This is a genomic window from Moorena sp. SIO3A2, from assembly GCF_010672265.1.
Lineage (GTDB): Bacteria > Cyanobacteriota > Cyanobacteriia > Cyanobacteriales > Coleofasciculaceae > Moorena > Moorena producens.
In genome coordinates, this window is sequence record NZ_JAAHHC010000020.1 from 1 (window position 1) to 17,827 (window position 17,827).

The window sequence follows — 17,827 nt, forward strand, 5'->3', positions numbered from 1 at the left end:
TCCTGAACTACTGCTGACTTTTTCAGCTGGTCACCCACCAGGAGGTATTGACTCAAACTATTACTCTGACTAATTTGTCAGTTTTACTGAGATCTAGTCTACCGTACTTTTAAAAGAGCCGCACCCAAATGATTTAGAATAGCTGTAGTTATGCACTAAATACATATTCTTATTAAGCTAGATCTTTCCGGACAATTTAGTTCTTTTTTGTAATAACTTTTTTAAATAAAAATCTGCGGAAACTTAACTAATGTTTATCTCAGACCTGATCAGGATTTAAGGATGATTTTCCCCAGAGGTATAATCCTTAAATTGCGTTTAGTCAACAATTGTCGATGAATCAAATCAGTGTTTATCATAAAACAGCGAATAAGTCAAAAAAATTTTGCCAAATCCAAGCAAGATTGATCAACCAATCAATTACAGTAAACAGATCACCTACTCAGCTGTTGACAACACTTCATTAAGAACCTGATTCTACTGTTTAGCAATGACGTCAGGACTAATATTCTCTAGTCAATACTAGGCTTCGGGCGTTGCTTAATAATGGAATGATTTGAAGCGTAGGTGCGCTTTCCGCATCTAATTATTAAATTCGCCACGGGTCGCACCTGTAGAATGGGCATCAGGCGTGGAACTGGCATCTTGCCAGTTTCAATAGATTTTCCGGCGGGCAGGATGCCCACTCTACTCCTATTCATTACTTGACTGACGGAACGCCAGACTTCGCCGTAAGATGACAGATGCAGATGGGGAGATGGCCATCTGAAATTGATCTGTAGCCGTGTGAGCCGTAAGAATTGGGATTAGATCACCATGATATTGACAATTAGCCCAAATTCTAATATAGAGTTGTCCCTTGTACTCAAGTCAATTGACCAATGAAGGCAGCAGCTTAATTTGGATGCCACAAAGCGCTAAAATAAGCCAGTGACCCTCCCTGTCCTATTCATAGGATTCGGAGAATCCAGCTTTTAATTGATACAATGCCCAAGACTTACACCGTCGAATTTAATCACGAAGGCAACACATACACTATAGAGGTGCCAGAGGATCAAAAAATTCTTGAAGCTGCCTATGGGGCGGGGATAGATTTACCCAGTTCCTGCACGGCTGGAGTCTGTACCACTTGCGCTGCCAAACGAGTAGCAGAAGGCAGTGTAGACCAAACCGATGGTATGGGTTTAGGGCCAGAACTCCAAGCAGAAGGCTATGTGCTGCTGTGTGTAGCTTATCCCCGCTCTAACCTGAAATTTGACACCTCAAAAGAAGATGAAGTGTATGACCGGCAGTTTGGTCAGCCTTCATAAGGTCTATGCTGCTATATAATCAAATACCATTAGCCTAATAGCTAGACTGAATGGTTAGCTTCATCCGCGCTTATGCCCCACGTCCGCACCGTTCGCGTAGCGGCTCCCTAGGAGCAAGGTTGGCGTGGGATGAATGGCGGAAACGAACTTTGATACTTTGTTACCGTCTATGATGAAAATAGTAGGGTAGTCAAATTAAGAGCTAACCGCCACCTACTAACTGAAAAATAGAACGAGTTGTATTGTTCCGGTGCGGAGGGGCATCCCGTGTCGTCAATAAAGCTTGCCGAGCATCCGAACCGTTGGGTGGAGTTGGCAAGAAGCCCACACTGTAATCTCTGATTCAGTGTGGGAGTATGTCACATAGATTAGGATAGCCAGATTATCCTAATTAGAATTAGGGAGAAAACAATGACAACCCATTTCATTACTGCAGAAATTGACCTCCAAGAGTCCCCTAAGGAACTGCACCAAGCCATTGAAGCAGAACTACAAGAACGGGGAGAACCCCTGCGCTGGGCGGTTACTCATGTAGACCCTGAGCAGGAGAAAGCTACGGTAGAAGCTATTGTAACTAAATCAGTCAATAGTAAGTGAATCAGCGTCCCTATACCGTTGTTTTAATCATTCCTACTGGTGTAGGAGCGTCGATTGGTGGCTATGCCGGGGATGCCTTGCCAGTAGCTAGAGCGATCGCACAAGTTTGCGATCGCTTAATCACCCATCCCAATGTCCTCAATGGTGCCCAGTTGTACTGGAACTTACCCAACGCCTTCTATGTAGAAGGCTATGGCCTTGACAAATTTGCCGCTGGATCCTGGGGATTACGCCCTGTACATCAGAACCGGGTGGGATTACTCCTGGATCAGGGGATTGAACCGGAATTACGTTTGAGACACCTACAAGCAGCAGATGCCACCAGAGCTACCCTAGGACTGAATCTAACCGACTACGTAGTTACAGATGCTCCCTTAAATGTAGAACTGCGCACAGCAGCATCTGGAGCCAGTTGGGGAACAATTGGAAATCCCGATAGTTTATTGCGAGCAGCCCAAGTCCTGATTGAGCAAGCTGGAGCAGATGCGATCGCAGTAGTAGTGCGTTTTCCCGATGACTTTGATAGTGAAGCATTGCAAGATTACCGTCATGGTCGAGGCGTAGACCCCCTGGCTGGTGCTGAAGCCATTATCAGTCACTTGATTGTTCGTACCTTTCAAATTCCCTGTGCTCATGCACCAGCATTGATGCCTTTACCCATCGATCCTAAATTGTCACCTCGTTCAGCAGCAGAGGAATTGGGCTATACCTTCTTACCCTGTGTTTTAGTAGGATTGAGTCGCGCTCCCCAATTTGTGGTCAACCAAAAAAATTCCCCCTCCTCCCTTGCTAATCCAGATTCTCAAACGATTTCCTCAAAACCAGGGGACATTTGGGCTGATGATGTAGATGCCATTGTCATACCAGCAACCGCCTGTGGTGGTAGTGCAATGTTAAGCTTTAGCCAGTTGCAAACCCAGATCATTGCCGTTGAAGAAAACCAAACTACCATGGAAGTACCTCCAGAACCTTTGGGAATTAAAGCAATACGAGTAAACTCATATTTAGAGGCTCTAGGCTTGCTGGTTACCCATCGTGCTGGGATCAGTCCTAACGCTCTGAGTCCATCCCTATCATCAAAAAATTGGGTCTGAAACCCCGTTCTTCTAGGGCGGCTTTGTGTTAGAATTATGTAGACGCAGTGACCTGAAAAGAAAAGGTTAAAATCCCAGTAGTGGGACGCTTTGGTTAAATGGTAGTTACCCGAAATGGGTGCTCGGTCAAAGACTCCAATCCCAGCCCTCTACAAGCAGAAGTCTTTTTGGTGAGCGAATCAAATCAAAACTTTTAAAGTAGACTCAATGGCAATAAGCTGGAGAGAGTAGAGGCAATTGGCACCGCCAAGTGGACTGCCGATTTCTTGGTACTACGGTACGGGAAGTCGATGTGGTTGTTACGAGCAATGCCCTTGGGTATCTCCTCTAAAGAATCCTCGCACCAAAAGGCCGGGGAGTGTCAACTCTGCGTCGCTTACATTTTTCCTAGTGACAAAACAAATTCCCGATAATCCCGAACTTGAACCCCTAACCCGCATCCAAGTACTAGTGGCAATGGGTATAACTGCCGTAGTGTTACTAATCTTTGCCAAGCTATGGCTGCAACTAGGTAAGCTGAGTCTCCTGCCCATCAAATTTACCCCCAATGCCCTACTTATAGGACTAGGCATGGGGTTGGGAATTACTGGAGCCAGTGGCTTAGTGTATCGTCTTTGGCCAGCTTATCGCCAGAGTGCAGAAGTATACCTAAAGTTAATTCTCAAGCCCCTAATCATACCAGATTTAATGTGGCTAGGACTGTTGCCCGGTATGAGTGAAGAATTACTGTTTCGGGGTGTGATGTTGCCAGCAGTAGGGTTAAATGCTATCGGTATCATAGCCTCCAGTATGCTATTTGGGATTTTGCATCTAAGCGGTATCCAACAATGGCCCTATGTAGTTTGGGCAACCCTTGTTGGTTTGCTTCTGGGGTATAGTGCGGTAGCAACAGACAATTTACTCGTACCAATAGTAGCTCATATCGTCACCAACTTTGTGTCTAGTTTGGTATGGAAATTGGGTAATTTAGAAAATACAACATAGACTAGAAAAGACTATTAAATTTAATTAAAAATCCCAAATATAAAATTAAAAATCAAATAAAAATTAACAACTAAATAAAAATTAAATAATAATCTTTAATCAATTGTGATAATTTTTATGCCCGACTCCCGACTCCCGACTCCCGACTCCCTTTGCTAAATAACAAATGAACTACCCCGTCCTGGTCGTTCGCGTAGCGTGGCCTACGGCCAGGACAGGGTGTCAGCAGACCCGTCCTTAGAACGTGATTTTTGACGCTTCATCTTTCCTAGTTGCCTCATCGATCCAGTATGCTTACTGGTCTTTGAGGTAGAGCTAGAAAATCCACGTTTATCGAGGTCAGTCCCGTACCCCGGCTGTTTTCCTAGGGCTGCATTGAACATTACCATTGTGCTTGTCTTGTCTCTATCAAGTTCAAAGCCGCAAGCATCACAGACATGGTATCTATTCGACAGTTCAGCCCAATTCTTGTGAACCTTTCCACATTCTGGACAACGCTGAGATGGCTTTAATTGTCTAGTCGGTAGTTGAAGGACAATTCCGCCTTTGAGTTCAATTTTGTAGGTGAGCATTTTATTAAGAGTGCCAAATCCTACGTCTAAAATAGCCTTGTTCAATCCAGCTTTTTGTTTTTTCCTTTTTGACCCTTTCTTAGCTTTTCGGGTCATTCCTTTTGTGTTTAGCTTCTCAGTTACGCCGATGTCATAACGACTAGATAAATCTGACGTAACCTTGCGATGCAGCGCGGTCTTGGGGGTTTCCCCCATGAGCGACTGCATCAAGACGTGTTGCCAATCTCTACGTGCGTTAGCCGCTTTTCTATTCAATTGGGATTCCTTTTTGTTGGCTTTTTTCCAACGCTTAGACGCCTTAATCCCTTTCTTGAAATTAGGAGCCTGCTTCCTACGCTTTTCCTTGCCAGCAGCTTTTACCTTAGGTTCTAGAGTCTTTGTAAAACGCCGGTTAGCTATTTCCTCAAACTCGCTGCCATTGAAGGCTGTAATCGCAGTCTCAGTACCTAGGTCGTACGCTACGATTTTCTCGTATTTTAAGTCAGATTCTGAGCCATATTTAGGATCAGGAGTTTCTGTCTTAACAGTTATTGAAGCATACCAAGCATTTATACTGGGCTTGTAAGTAATTGTCAGAGTCGTTGGTGTCCCCCAAGACTTGGCTTGACCACGCATCTTTATAGTGAGTCCGAGGTCATTTAGCGTCAAGGTTCCATCTTTTCCGTTAGTGTCAGTCTTCCAACCAGCCTTGCTAGGGTAAGTCCATCCGGAGTATTTGCGAATTGGCTTATATTTTGGAATTCCACCTAACCCTTGAAAGAACCGATTATATGCAAGGTCTACTCTCTTCAGAGTAGCCTGCAAAGAAGTGCTATACAACTCCTTGTATTCCGGCCAGCATTTCTTGAAATCGGGTAAACAATTTTGTTGGTCAAGGTATCCTATAGATTTTTTATTTGCTTTCCACTCATAACGGCGATCAGCTATCCCAGCGTTGTAGAGTAACTGGTGAAGTTTTCTTGCATAAAACATCTTTGATGTAGCTGTTTTGTTGGGATATAGACGGAATGTATGCCTGAGAATCGCCATGAGTGGAATCACATCATTGAATTCTGTGCTCTTTATTTGCTATACTATTAGTATAGTTGATGGTAAATAGAAATGTCAAGCACAAAAAGGAAAAATCCTCAGAAAAGAATGAGAGGAGCACCTGCTCATTATGACGAGATAAAAAGACAGCACGGAATCTGGCTTACAGACACTACTTGGAAATGGTTACAGCTAGCAGCTAAAGACTCTGGGGTAAGCGTTGGAGAATATATAGAGAGCTGGGTCAGGAAGCAGGTTTATAGTATTTGTTCGCGTAGCGTGGCCGTAGGCCAAGGGGCTATCCATCCCAGAGACGAAACCTTAGGATAGTGGAGCCTTTATGGTTGGTCGGCTATGTATAAAAGGGTTAAAACTTTTTGATTAAGGCTCCACTATCCTTACGGTAACTTCAATACCTGAACCTTCGCGTAGCGTGGCCGTAGGCCAGGTGGGGGAATTTCGCCCCCTCAAACTCTCCCTATTTTGTTAAAAATTGATTAATGCGATCGCTTCGACTAGAATCCGATGTTCTTGGACTTGAATCCGGGCATGGAGGGTTTCTGGGGTATCATCGGGTAGCACCGGAACAGCTGCCTGGAAAAGGATGGGACCACTGTCAACATCTAGACTGACCACGTGAACCGTACACCCTGTAATTTTTACCCCAGCCTCAAGGGCTTGTTCCACCGCCCGCACGCCTTTGAAACTAGGTAATAAGCTGGGATGGATATTGAGAATCCGATTAGGAAAAGCGTCTAGGAGTACCTGTGTCACCACTCGCATCCAACCAGCCATCACGACCCACTCCACCTCATACTCTTGTAAAGTTTGGACAATTTGTTGATCGAAATCTTCCCGTTTTTTGATCCGGTGATTATGTAGGACTGCTGGAATGCCGTATTTTTCCGCTCTAGCTAACGCTTTAATGCCTGGGTTATTGTAAATGAGCACGCTGATTTGGGCATTGAGTTGGCCGTTTGCGATCGCACTAGCTATCGCTTCAAAGTTACTGCCACTTCCGGAAGCCATCACTCCCAGTTTCAGAGGGGAAGTAGTCGGTAAGGAGTCTACACTCTTTTGGAGAGAAATGCTAGGGGAAATCAAGCTGGGGCTGGAATCTGGAGAAGTGAGATTGGCAGTCATATCGGGAAATGCGATCGCACAGTCATAAGCATTACCTATACATACTCATTTTATAGCTTGGCATGTTGATCGAAATGATTGTCTGTAACCTTCCTACCCTTATGTTCCTTTTAAATGTAGGCTGTTATAAGTAATTTTGCTTAGGAATTTTCCAATTTTGTCTGAGTAAGGCTTTTATAATTTAGATCCTGATTTGCGAGTATAAATTCCTATTAGCTTGGGGTAGCCAAAACCGATGCTAGGAAAAGATTTAAGGATTATCCTCACTCTGGCAGCCCAAACCTAATAAAAATCGAAATTTATCATGGATATGCGGATTTGGAATGATATGATCGCGGTGCAATTAAGAGTAGGATAAAAGGCGATATGATGAGGCAAGCACCTGTTTCTCCTGTGGTGCTAGTTATCTTAGACGGTTGGGGTTACCGCGAAGTAACTGATGCCAATGGGATAGCCCTAGCAAACACCCCTGTAATGGACAGCCTCTGGGCTGCCTATCCGAGTACATTAATTCGCACCTCTGGAAAGGACGTGGGACTCCCAGAGGGTCAAATGGGCAATTCGGAAGTGGGGCACTTGAATATAGGTGCTGGGCGTGTGGTGCCTCAAGAACTTGTGCGCATCTCTGATGCGGTGGAAAATGGCACTTTAAACGATAACCAAGCTCTTGTGCAAGTATGCCGAGAGGTTAAATCTCGGGGTGGGAAGATGCACATCGTGGGTTTGTGTTCTGAGGGTGGGGTGCATTCCCATCTCAATCACCTCCTGGGATTGCTAGCGCTAGCCAAAGCCCAAAATCTATCTGAGGTCTATATCCACGCGATTACCGATGGTCGTGATACTAAACCGACCGAGGGGATTGAAGCAATTCAAAAAATTCAAGATTATATTGATCAAGTTGGCATTGGATGCATAGCCACTATTAGTGGTCGCTACTACGCCATGGATCGAGACCGACGCTGGGAAAGGATTTCAAAAGCCTATGAAGTCATCACTCAGGATGGTCCTGGAAATGCTATCTCAGCAGCAGAATTCCTCAAGGAGTCTTATGAGTCAGACATTACTGACGAGTTTATCTTGCCCACACGGCTTACTCCTGGAGCTGTGACAGCAGGAGATGGAGTAATTTTCTTTAACTTCCGTCCAGACAGAGCCCGACAGCTTACCCAAGCCTTGGTGGATCCTAACTTTGATGGCTTTGAACGGGAACAGATCAAACCCCTAACCTTTGCCACCTTTACCCAGTATGACCCCAATTTTCCGGTATTGGTGGCCTTTGAACCTCAGAACTTGACTAATATTCTGGGGGAAGTTATTGCCCAGCATGGGTTGCGCCAATTCCGAACTGCGGAAACAGAAAAATACGCCCACGTCACTTACTTTTTTAATGGTGGTCTAGAAGTTCCCTTCGAGGGTGAAGACCGGGAATTGGTGCAAAGTCCGATGGTAGCAACCTATGATAAAGCACCAGCCATGTCAGCTAAGGAAGTGACCAATGAAGTGATCGCAGCCATCGAAAAACGCATTTACTCCCTGGTAGTGATTAACTATGCCAACACTGATATGGTGGGGCATACTGGCAATGTAGAAGCCTGCATAAAAGCAGTGGAAACCGTAGACCGCTGCCTAGGACGCTTAATTGATAGGATTATTAAAGTTGGTGGCACTACCCTGATTACTGCTGACCACGGCAACGCCGAGACTATGCGCGATGAGACAGGTAATCCTTGGACAGCTCACACGACCAACCCAGTACCCTTTATCCTAGTAGAAGGGGAAAAATTAAAAATCCCTGGACATGGAACAGAAGTTGCATTGCGCTGTGATGGATGTCTGGCAGATATTGCCCCGACCATCTTGGAAATCTTGCAACTCCCCCAGCCAAAAGAAATGACTGGGCGTTCTATGATCCAACCCGCTGAGTTGGAAGTCCGTAATAACCGGACACCCGTGCGAGTTTCTCTATAAAACTTCAAGTTGAGAACCCCTTTGTTTTAACCGAGGGAGAGTTCAAAACTTCTCAATGCCGTAATATTGTCAAAAGAATGGTTAATCAAATCCTGCAAATTATTTGGGTTTTATCTGGCTTGGGTCTGATTATTTTGGTTTTGCTCCATAGTCCCAAGGGAGATGGCCTTGGCGGTATCGGTGGTCAAGCTCAGCTGTTTACCAGCACCAAGAGTGCTGAAAAAGCCCTGAACCGGGTGACCTGGATCTTGGCGATTACCTTTATGAGCTTGACAGTGATTTTAAGTGCAGGTTGGTTAAACCAGTAGTTGACACTCCCCGCTAATCGCGAGACGGGGATTCTTACTTCAACGAGGTTACTTGCTCAACCAGGCCGGAGCCAAGAAGAGTAGAGGTATCCTCTCCGTAAGCGTTCGGATCGTCATTCGCGTAGCGTGACCTACGGTCAATCCAAGTTCCGGTATGCCCTACCGTACTTAAGGCTCTTTTGAGGATATTGATTGCAGCATTGTGGTCTCGGTCCAACTGACAACCACACTTACAGACGTGAGTTCGAGTTGATAGTGACTTCTTGACCTCTTCGCCGCATTCAGAACAATTTTGGCGCTTTGTAAGCAGGGTTTACTGCAACAGTTATCCTGCCGAACTTAGTTCCAAAATGCTCTAACCATTTCCTAAATTGATACCAACCTGCATCATTAATAGATAAGCCGCGACAGTGGTTTTTAGCCAAGTTCTTAACCCTCAAGTCTTGCCTTCGGCACGCTTCGCGAACGTAGGCGATCAAGTCGTTAGACTGAATTACGCAGCTCGCCGGAGACGAAACCTTAGATAGGGTCGCCTTATTACAAAAGATTTAACCCTTTTATGCAAAGCCGATCACCCATAAAGGCTCCACTATCTTGCGGTAACTTCGTTCCCAGTCTCTTGGGGTGGACTTCAAGTTGCCTGCTTATTTTAAGGTGTGTCCTGCCTAGTCTGTTAATGGCTTTTCGACGGTTAGTAGAGCCTTTCTGTTTTCGGGATACCCGGCGTTGATAAAACTTTAACCGTTTCTCTCCCGTTCGGTAAAATCTAGGATTAGGTTCAGCATGACCGTCAGAATCCGTATAGAAATCCTTTAGTCCAACATCTAACCCGATTGTGTTTCCAGTCGGTTCCAGCTCTTCATTAATATCAACCTGAACGCAAAACTGGACATAGTAACCATCAGCCCGACGGACTATCCTAACCCGCTTGATTTGCTTCTTATCGAAGCGCCACAAATCCCATGTACCCTTGAGTTTAAGTTTCCCGATTCCCTTTTTGTCACTGAATATGATTCGGCAAAGCCGACGCTTCGCGAACGACTTTTTATCAGGGGATAACTTCCAACCTGACTGTTTATACTCGACCGAACGGCAATGTTTTTGAAATCGGGGAAATCCTTTTTTACCGGGTACCTTCTTTTTGCAGTTGTCAAAGAAGCGAGGGATTGATGACCGGAGATGAAACCTTAGAATAGTGGAGCCTTTATAGGCGATAGGCTATGCATAAAAGGGTTAAAACTCATGAAATAAGACGACCCTATTCTTACGGTAACTTCTAACCATGCTCGTTCAGCACGCTTACTGACGGGCAGTAGAGTTCAACTCATTAGCAAAAGGGAACTTTTTAGCAAGAACGGCACTATATTTGTTGAGGTCGTATTTTGAGACCCCTTTGTTGTCCATCCAGTAACGCAAACAACTGTTACGGATGAATTGAACCGTTCTGATCGCCTCGTCTATAGCAGAATATTGATGTTTTTTGCCCTATGCTTTGAACTCTAATATTATCATCAGTTTCGACCTATAACTGCTGATATTTTATTCTACAAGATTCATTATAAAATTCTGGAACTTCCCAAGATATTTTTCTCATGGCTAAAAGCGCGCTGTTCGCTTTCATCCCCGCTCTAAAGAGACGGGGTTTTCAGCGTTTAGATTTTTATAAAAACAATCAGCAGCTATGGATAGCCCTGTTTCTAGGGGGTGTCACTTGTCTGTTAGTGATGTTGATTCAGTCAAGCACCGCAGCTGGTTTATACCCAAAGTTTAACCAATTAACAGAAGCCTCCTCTGCTATCGTGGCTTCGATGCCAGTAACCTCACCTGCCCTACCAGCTTCTAAGCCTCACCCTCTACCAACTCCCCTTGCCCAGTGGCAAGACCCTACCGGCAGCGGTGATTATTTTTCTGAAATCAAGGGCACTCCCTTAGGTTATCTGATCTGGTCTCAGTTTCCCGTCAAGGTTTATGTGGAACACCCCCAAGCACCGGGTGTGGTTGATGCGAAGCACCAGCGCTTCCAACAATGGGTTGATGCGGTGCTAAAGGCGGTGGCAGAATGGGGCATTTATTTGCCCCTAGAACTAGTTGACCAGCAGGAATTAGCAGATATATCGATTTTGCGATCGCGCCCTCCTCTAAAAGTTTCCTTCAACCGTGAGACCGGAACCTTTGATTGGTCTCGCGCTCGCTCAGCCGTTACTAGCTATGAATTTTACCTGGCGCAATCCATCAGTGCACCAGAGCAAATATTAGATAATCTATTATTGCATAAGTTTACCATACTTCTCTCTCCTCAGCAATCCATTGACTACACCCTTGCCACTGCCCGTCACGAACTGGGTCATGCATTAGGTATTTGGGGTCATTCTCCTTTAGAAACTGATGCGCTGTACTTTTCCCAAGTTCGCAATCCCCCTAGAATTTCTGCTAGAGACATCAATACCCTCAAACGGATATACGAACAGCCAACTCGCTTGGGATGGCCTTTGGCCAAGGTAAAAGGTAAAAGGTAAAAGGCTTGCATCCATAGGACAAACTCCAGCTAATATCAAGTCAGGTTGAATACCCATAATTTAGAGGGAGGGTGGGAAGTGTGGGGAGGGTGGAAAGTGTGGGGAGATGGGTAGATGGGGGAGATTTTTATTAAGGGTAATTATCCCGACATGATATAAAACCAAAAATCAAGGTTTTTACTAAAAAGTTTTTAGGAATAGGTTTTTACTAATAGGAAAAATCGAACTTAGGATTACAGAACTTCAGATTTACACAGGTTGTACACGGAAAGGGTGCATAAGTCCTGAGCCAAATGAGAGTGCAAACAGATCCTTGTGACATCCTACTTTCGGCGAGTATTGGACAAGCTCGAAGCTAGTGGCTGTGAGCTTCAGTCGGTAGGAATACTTACCACTGTGCCAATAGCTAGAGCGATTGTCTGGTTTTAAGGGATTACACTATACTAGTAAGTCCTTAAGAAATGGCACAATAGTAGTTCGTATACTATGCTATAACACTCAGCTATGGGTATGACGTTTTCATAGCCATTGGCATCTGAGTCAGTTACTCAGCTTTACCAGAGTGCTCGTACCAAGTTGCAGCTTAAATCGTAACGAGAGGAAATAAGGACTTGGTTATTTCGCCATTGTCCGACAAGTAAATTGCACTTGAAAAACGCAACTTGGTCTTAGCTTTCAGCCCACTTGTCTGATTCATTAGTATCGGACATTTTTGTGGGTAAGATTTTTATTTTCGGTCGTCAGGTGTACATTTACTATTCGGCAAAATACCGTAACCATAAACTAATAGCCTGAATGTGTCAATCTAGCATCATGCAGACTACCGAAAAAACTCAACCGAAACTTCTCAAACTCAAAAAACGCCTTAGTGAAATTAACGACTTAGAAGCAGCCGCATCTTTGTTGTACTGGGATCAGGCCACCTATATGCCTCCCGGTGGTGCAGCTGCTAGGGGACGTCAGCTGGCTACTCTACAAAAAATTGCCCATAGTAAATTTACTGACCCAGCCATGGGCGAACTCCTGGAAGGGTTACGCCCCTATGAAGAAACTCTACCTTACTTTTCTGACGAAGCTAGCTTAATCCGCTGCACTAGAAAAAATTACCACAGAGCCGTGCAGGTGCCAGCGGAATTTATGGGAGAATTCTCTGAACATCGGACCCAAACGTACAGTGTTTGGGTAAAGGCAAGAGCCACCAACGACTTTGCAGCGGTGCGCCCTTACTTGGAAAAAACTCTTGACCTCAGCCGTGAAATGGCTGATTTTTTCCCAGGTTACGAACATATCGCTGACCCGTTAATTGACTTTGCTGACTATGGGATGAAAGTCTCTATTTTGCGGAGGCTTTTTTCTCAGTTGCGAGAGGAATTAGTGCCAATTGTCGAGGCTATTACTGCCCAAAGTCCCACCGATGACAACTGTTTACACCAAAGATATCCTGAAGAGCAACAGTTAGATTTGACTCTCAAGGTCATCAAGCAAATGGGATATGACTTTGAGCGGGGAAGGCAAGACCAAACCCATCACCCATTTATGATCAACTTCTCTACCGGTGATGTGCGCATTACGACCCGTGTTGATCAAGATGACCTGAGTCAGGCTCTATTTAGCAGCATCCACGAAATGGGTCATGGTCTTTATGAGCAAGGAATTAGACGAGATTTGGAAGGCACTCCTCTTGCCTGTGGGACATCCTCGGGGGTCCATGAGAGCCAGTCCCGACTTTGGGAAAATATTGTTGGGCGTAGTCGGGGCTTCTGGAAATTTTTCTATCCCCAAGTACAATCCTACTTCCCCTCTCAACTGGGTAATGTTTCCCTCGATGCCTTTTATCAGGCAATCAACAAGGTGCAGCGGTCTGTAATCCGCATGGATGCTGATGAAGTGACTTACAATCTCCACGTCATGATCCGCTTTGACTTAGAACTGATGATGCTTGAGGGTAGGCTACAGGTGAGGGATTTACCGGAAGCCTGGAATGAACGCTATCGTGAAGATTTAGGGGTTGTTCCCCAGAATGACAGTGACGGGGTGTTGCAAGATGTTCACTGGTACACTGGTCAGATTGGGGGAATGTTCCAATGCTACACCTTGGGTAACTTGATGAGCGCCCAGTTTTTTGAAGCCGCAGTAACGGAACAACCTGAAATTATACCAAAAATTGAGCAAGGAAACTTTAGTACGCTCCATAATTGGTTGAAGGACAACATTTACCAACACGGTTGCAAATACACAGCGGCTGAATTGATTAAGAGCGTCACTGGTACTGCTTTACGCATCGATCCATTCATTCGCTACATCCGGCAGAAGTATGGGCAGCTTTACATGCTTTAATATTTATTTATGCCAAGATAGTTGTTTTGCGAGAACGTTGTCCATATATCTAAAAGAATATCTATTCCTGATCGGTAGTGCGCGGGAATGACTATTCTTTAGAGGAATTTTTTATAGGGTTGTTGGTTTCAATATAGTGGACTTGTATTTGGGGAGTTTCAATGCTCAACCTAATTCAGGATGTTCTCGAAAGTGACGAAAAGAGCGATCTACGTCACTTTACCAGCCAGTTAAAAACTGCAGAACCCAGGTATTTACTGCGCAACGAAATTCTGGCTGCTTTTAATGAATACTGCACTAAGCACAAAAAATCCGAATACTTTTATCATTCTTCTCATTTAGGGAAGCTGATTTATTACACCCAGGAAATTATTCTGGAAGATGAAAGTCTATGCTTGATTATCCGACCAAAAATTGCGGCTAAAAGAGCTTTCCGTCTGTTTGAAGACTTGAGGGCGCAAGAGGTGACACCAGAGGAACTGCTGGATATAGGCGATCGCTTTGTCAATCGCTACAACCCCAAGGTCGGGGAGGTTCTCCAGCTGGATTTTCAGCCGTTTTATGACTACAGCCCACTCATTCGCGATCCCAAGAATATTGGCAAGGGAGTCCGCTTCCTAAACCGCTATCTCTCCAGTAAACTGTTTCAAGACCCTGAGCAGTGGTTGGAGTCGTTGTACGGTTTCTTGAAAGTGCGTCATTTCCATGGAAACCAGCTCCTGATTAACGAGCGCATTCACAATCACCAGCAACTGTCAGAGCAGGTGAAGTTGGCTTTGGAATTTGTAAGCGATCGCCCAGACAGCGAATCCTATGATAAATTCCGCTTTAAGCTGCAAGAGATGGGTTTTGAACCAGGCTGGGGAAACACTGCTAGTCGAGTGCGGGAAACCTTGGCAATGCTGGATGAATTGATTGATGAACCCGATGATAGGGCATTGGAACAGTTCCTCTCCCGCATCCCAATGATTTTCCGGATTGTCCTGGTATCGGTTCACGGCTGGTTTGGACAAGAAGGGGTATTAGGGCGTCCAGATACAGGGGGTCAAGTGGTATATGTCCTTGACCAAGCCAAGAGTTTAGAAAAGCAGTTGCAAGAAAACCTGACTCTGGCGGGATTAAACATTCAGCCTAAGGTGATCATTCTCACCCGCTTAATCCCCAACAATGATGGAACTCGGTGTAATGAACGGTTAGAGAAAATTAAGGGTACAGAAAATGCCTGGATTTTACGGGTACCGTTTCGAGAGTTCAATCCCAAAGTTACCCAGGATTGGATTTCTCGGTTTGAGATTTGGCCGTACCTAGAAACCTACGCCATCGATGCCGAAAAGGAACTGCTAGCAGAATTCCAAGGTCGTCCTGACCTGATTGTAGGAAACTATTCCGATGGCAATCTAGTAGCCTTCCTGCTGGCGCGACGGTTGAAAGTTACCCAGTGCAATATTGCCCATGCCCTAGAAAAGTCCAAATACCTGTTTAGTAACCTGTACTGGCAAGACTCAGAACAGCAGTACCACTTCTCCCTGCAATTTACTGCTGATTTAATTGCCATGAATGCGGCTAATTTTATTATCAGCAGTACCTATCAGGAGATTGTGGGTACTGCTGATAGTGTGGGTCAGTATGAGTCTTACCAGAATTTCACTATGCCAGACCTGTATCATGTGATTAATGGCATTGAGTTATTCTCTCCGAAGTTTAATGTAGTACCACCGGGGGTAAATGAAACCGTCTTCTTCCCCTACACCCGCACTCAAGGGCGAGTAGCTAGTGATATTAAGCGGTTGGATGAATTCTTGTTTACCCTAGACGACGAGGCCCAGGTCTTTGGCAAACTGGATTATCCTAACAAGCGCCCGATTTTTTCCATGGCTCGTCTTGACCGAATTAAGAACCTGACTGGATTAGCGGAGTGCTTTGGTAAGAGTCGAAAGTTGCAGGAACGCTGTAACTTGATTTTAATTGCGGGTAACTTGCGCACTGAAGACTCCAGCGACAGCGAAGAAAAGGCAGAAATTATCAAGCTTTACCAGATTATTGAGGAGTATAATCTCTACGGCAAGATCCGCTGGTTAGGGGTGCGCTTGTCAAAGAGTGACTCTGGTGAAGTGTATCGGGTGATTGCTGACCGTCATGGTATTTTTGTGCAGCCAGCGCTATTTGAAGCCTTTGGTCTAACAATTTTGGAATCCATGATTTCTGGTTTGCCAACCTTTGGTACCCAATTTGGTGGACCGTTGGAGATTATTCAGGATAAGGTCAATGGTATCCTGATTAACCCTACTAACCAGGAGGAAATGGCTCAGAAAATCCTGGATTTTGTGACTAAGTGTGAGGAAAATCCCCAGTACTGGGAGGAAATTTCCAATCAGGGCATAGAACGAGTCTACAGCACCTATACCTGGAAAATCCACACTACACGGTTACTATCCTTAGCACGGATTTATGGCTTCTGGAACTATACGTCTAAGGCAAACCAGGAGGATATGCTGCGTTATCTAGAGGCACTGTTCCATCTGATTTATAAGCCTCGGGCTAAAAAGCTTTTGGAGGAGCATTTGACACTCCCCGCTCGTGCATAGACGGGGATTCTGCTAACAGGCTAGACTGAGGTAGCTCCCACAATCTAATCCTTGCTACGGTCGTCAAAGGCCGTCAACGAGCGTCGGCTAAGATCAATGTCTAGCTTTCTAGCTACTTTTCTAAGAATGTTTGCACTACCGTTTAAATCGGCATTTACAATTGAACCATCACCACTTTTGTAAAGACCACGTTTAAGACGCTTTCCTGACGCTTTCCACCCGTTCGGTTTTTGTCCAAACTCAGGCAGGGAGTCTCCGTCGAGATAGCTAGCCTTACTGGTGTATGCTTCTTCTGTTATCTCTAATTGAATGGGATGGATCTGGCATAGTTGCTCAAGTCTATCTTTGAGCTTTCCAAGAGGAATTTGAACAAACTTTTGATTGTTTATTATCCCCATTTTTGCCCTACTTTTAAAGCCTTCATTCCAGCCCACTACAATTGTGCCAATGGAATTTTTTAAGCAGTGATCGACGATAAGTTTAGCTGCCTTGTTTATCCCGTCTCTAATTCTGTGATTCCGTTTACGGGTAACTCGATCAAGCCATTCATCCCAATAGTCCTGGGACTTTCCTTCTTTTCTTGTCGATACTTGCTTATTCCAAAGCTGGTTGTAAGCCTTAATGGCTCGGGAGTCAACGAGAAAAGAATTCCCTAGTGTATCAACACAGGCTGCTAAATTGTCAGCGGTTCCGAAATCTATAGAAAGGGCTTATTTATTGTTTAATTGCGTGCCTTTGTACCATTCAAGAAGCTCATAGGAAATCTCTAAGTAGAAAGCTCCATTTTTGGGCAAAATAGTCCATTCCTTTATTTTTATACCCTCTAGGTTAGTAGGGAAATGAATTTCAAAATATTTAATGTCAAACCACCTTTTTACAGTCAGCCCAAGGGCAAATCTGAGATTACCATTTATAACCTTGGGCTTCTGGCCGCCCGAGTTAGGGTAACTTACCTTGAACAGTTTCGCTCCTTTGAGATATCCAGGAGGTTTTGGTTTGCTTTGTAATTGCCCATTGAACCAAATATCTCTTAGTTTATTGTAGCCTTTAAAGCTTTCAGTTACGCTTAATAACGTTTGTTGTGCTGGTGTTGAAGGAAGCGACTTAGCTATTAAGTTTTTTCCTATGCTTTCTTCGTATATCAAGTCGAATTTACCTGTCAGCAATCGGCCTGTCTTAAAGAAGATTTGCCGGGCAGAGTAAACCCCCATATTGTAGAGCTTGCCTGATTGGCGGCAAAGATACTCAACCATCGCTTCTGTCTCTTGATCTAGGTGCAACAATATTTATTTGCTGCACCCCTATCTGTTTATTGGTTTTAGCCATTATCGATCTCATATTAAGTTGTCGTTATTTTTATAAAAAACTACATTAATAACAACAG

At 44.6% G+C, this 17,827-nt stretch carries 15 protein-coding genes and 1 pseudogene; 10 read left to right on the top strand and 6 right to left on the bottom strand.

The genetic code is table 11. The features are described from left to right. Positions 1-512: 512 nt before the first annotated feature. Positions 513-701 (bottom strand): hypothetical protein, encoded by a 189-nt coding sequence (locus F6K64_RS21730; protein WP_131827212.1) that lies wholly within the window; start codon positions 699-701, stop codon positions 513-515. Between the two features lie 285 nt (positions 702-986). On the opposite strand from F6K64_RS21730, the gene F6K64_RS21735 reads away from it, so the two are divergent. From F6K64_RS21735 to F6K64_RS21750, 4 genes are all read left to right on the top strand, one after another. Then, positions 987-1,310, top strand: a complete 324-nt coding sequence (locus F6K64_RS21735; RefSeq protein ID WP_008191861.1) for a 2Fe-2S iron-sulfur cluster-binding protein — start codon at positions 987-989, stop codon at positions 1,308-1,310. A 411-nt stretch (positions 1,311-1,721) separates the two neighbouring features. Continuing rightward, entirely contained in the window at positions 1,722-1,907 is a 186-nt protein-coding gene (locus F6K64_RS21740) for a DUF8621 family protein (RefSeq protein WP_008191859.1), read from the top strand. Further along, positions 1,904-3,001 (top strand): DUF3326 domain-containing protein, encoded by a 1,098-nt coding sequence (locus F6K64_RS21745; RefSeq protein ID WP_008191858.1) that lies wholly within the window; start codon positions 1,904-1,906, stop codon positions 2,999-3,001. The genes F6K64_RS21740 and F6K64_RS21745 overlap by 4 nt, the downstream gene beginning before the upstream one ends. A 390-nt stretch (positions 3,002-3,391) precedes the next feature. Continuing rightward, positions 3,392-3,985: a CPBP family intramembrane glutamic endopeptidase gene (locus F6K64_RS21750; RefSeq protein ID WP_008191857.1), complete on the top strand. Its 594-nt coding sequence runs from the start codon at positions 3,392-3,394 to the stop codon at positions 3,983-3,985. 203 nt (positions 3,986-4,188) lie between these two features. On the opposite strand, the gene F6K64_RS21755 is transcribed toward F6K64_RS21750, so the two are convergent. Continuing rightward, complete coding sequence (locus tag F6K64_RS21755) at positions 4,189-5,586, bottom strand: RNA-guided endonuclease InsQ/TnpB family protein (protein ID WP_287266300.1); 1,398 nt, start codon at positions 5,584-5,586, stop codon at positions 4,189-4,191. Positions 5,587-5,658: 72 nt separating this feature from the next. Between F6K64_RS21755 and F6K64_RS21760 the strand changes: the two genes are divergently transcribed. After that, positions 5,659-5,916: a hypothetical protein gene (locus tag F6K64_RS21760; protein WP_008191853.1), complete on the top strand. Its 258-nt coding sequence runs from the start codon at positions 5,659-5,661 to the stop codon at positions 5,914-5,916. A 156-nt stretch (positions 5,917-6,072) separates the two neighbouring features. Here the strand turns inward: F6K64_RS21760 and purN are convergent, their stop codons facing one another. After that, a complete protein-coding gene (gene purN / locus F6K64_RS21765) occupies positions 6,073-6,729 on the bottom strand; it encodes a phosphoribosylglycinamide formyltransferase (RefSeq protein ID WP_008191850.1) in 657 nt (218 codons plus the stop codon). Between the two features lie 369 nt (positions 6,730-7,098). Here purN and gpmI point away from each other — a divergent pair, with 369 nt between their 5' ends. Beyond that, complete coding sequence (gene gpmI, locus F6K64_RS21770; protein WP_008191848.1) at positions 7,099-8,697, top strand: 2,3-bisphosphoglycerate-independent phosphoglycerate mutase; 1,599 nt, start codon at positions 7,099-7,101, stop codon at positions 8,695-8,697. 77 nt (positions 8,698-8,774) lie between these two features. After that, on the top strand, positions 8,775-9,005 hold the full coding sequence (gene secG, locus F6K64_RS21775; protein WP_008191847.1) for a preprotein translocase subunit SecG: 231 nt from the start codon (positions 8,775-8,777) through the stop codon (positions 9,003-9,005). Positions 9,006-9,039: 34 nt separating this feature from the next. Here secG and F6K64_RS21780 read toward each other — a convergent pair. Beyond that, positions 9,040-10,466: pseudogene (locus tag F6K64_RS21780) on the bottom strand (RNA-guided endonuclease InsQ/TnpB family protein). 131 nt (positions 10,467-10,597) lie between these two features. Here F6K64_RS21780 and F6K64_RS21790 point away from each other — a divergent pair. From F6K64_RS21790 to F6K64_RS21800, 3 genes are all read left to right on the top strand, one after another. Further along, entirely contained in the window at positions 10,598-11,521 is a 924-nt protein-coding gene (locus tag F6K64_RS21790; RefSeq protein WP_008191843.1) for a hypothetical protein, read from the top strand. Positions 11,522-12,334: 813 nt separating this feature from the next. After that, the gene (locus F6K64_RS21795) at positions 12,335-13,858 is read left to right on the top strand and encodes a carboxypeptidase M32 (RefSeq protein ID WP_008191841.1); all 1,524 of its coding nucleotides are present in this window, start codon (positions 12,335-12,337) and stop codon (positions 13,856-13,858) included. A 161-nt stretch (positions 13,859-14,019) separates the two neighbouring features. Continuing rightward, entirely contained in the window at positions 14,020-16,443 is a 2,424-nt protein-coding gene (locus tag F6K64_RS21800) for a sucrose synthase (RefSeq protein WP_008191839.1), read from the top strand. 44 nt (positions 16,444-16,487) lie between these two features. On the opposite strand, the gene F6K64_RS21805 is transcribed toward F6K64_RS21800, so the two are convergent. Next, positions 16,488-17,144 (bottom strand): IS200/IS605 family accessory protein TnpB-related protein, encoded by a 657-nt coding sequence (locus F6K64_RS21805; protein ID WP_081431932.1) that lies wholly within the window; start codon positions 17,142-17,144, stop codon positions 16,488-16,490. A gap of 9 nt (positions 17,145-17,153) precedes the next feature. Then, positions 17,154-17,696: a hypothetical protein gene (locus F6K64_RS21810; RefSeq protein ID WP_229414783.1), complete on the bottom strand. Its 543-nt coding sequence runs from the start codon at positions 17,694-17,696 to the stop codon at positions 17,154-17,156. Positions 17,697-17,827: the final 131 nt, after the last annotated feature.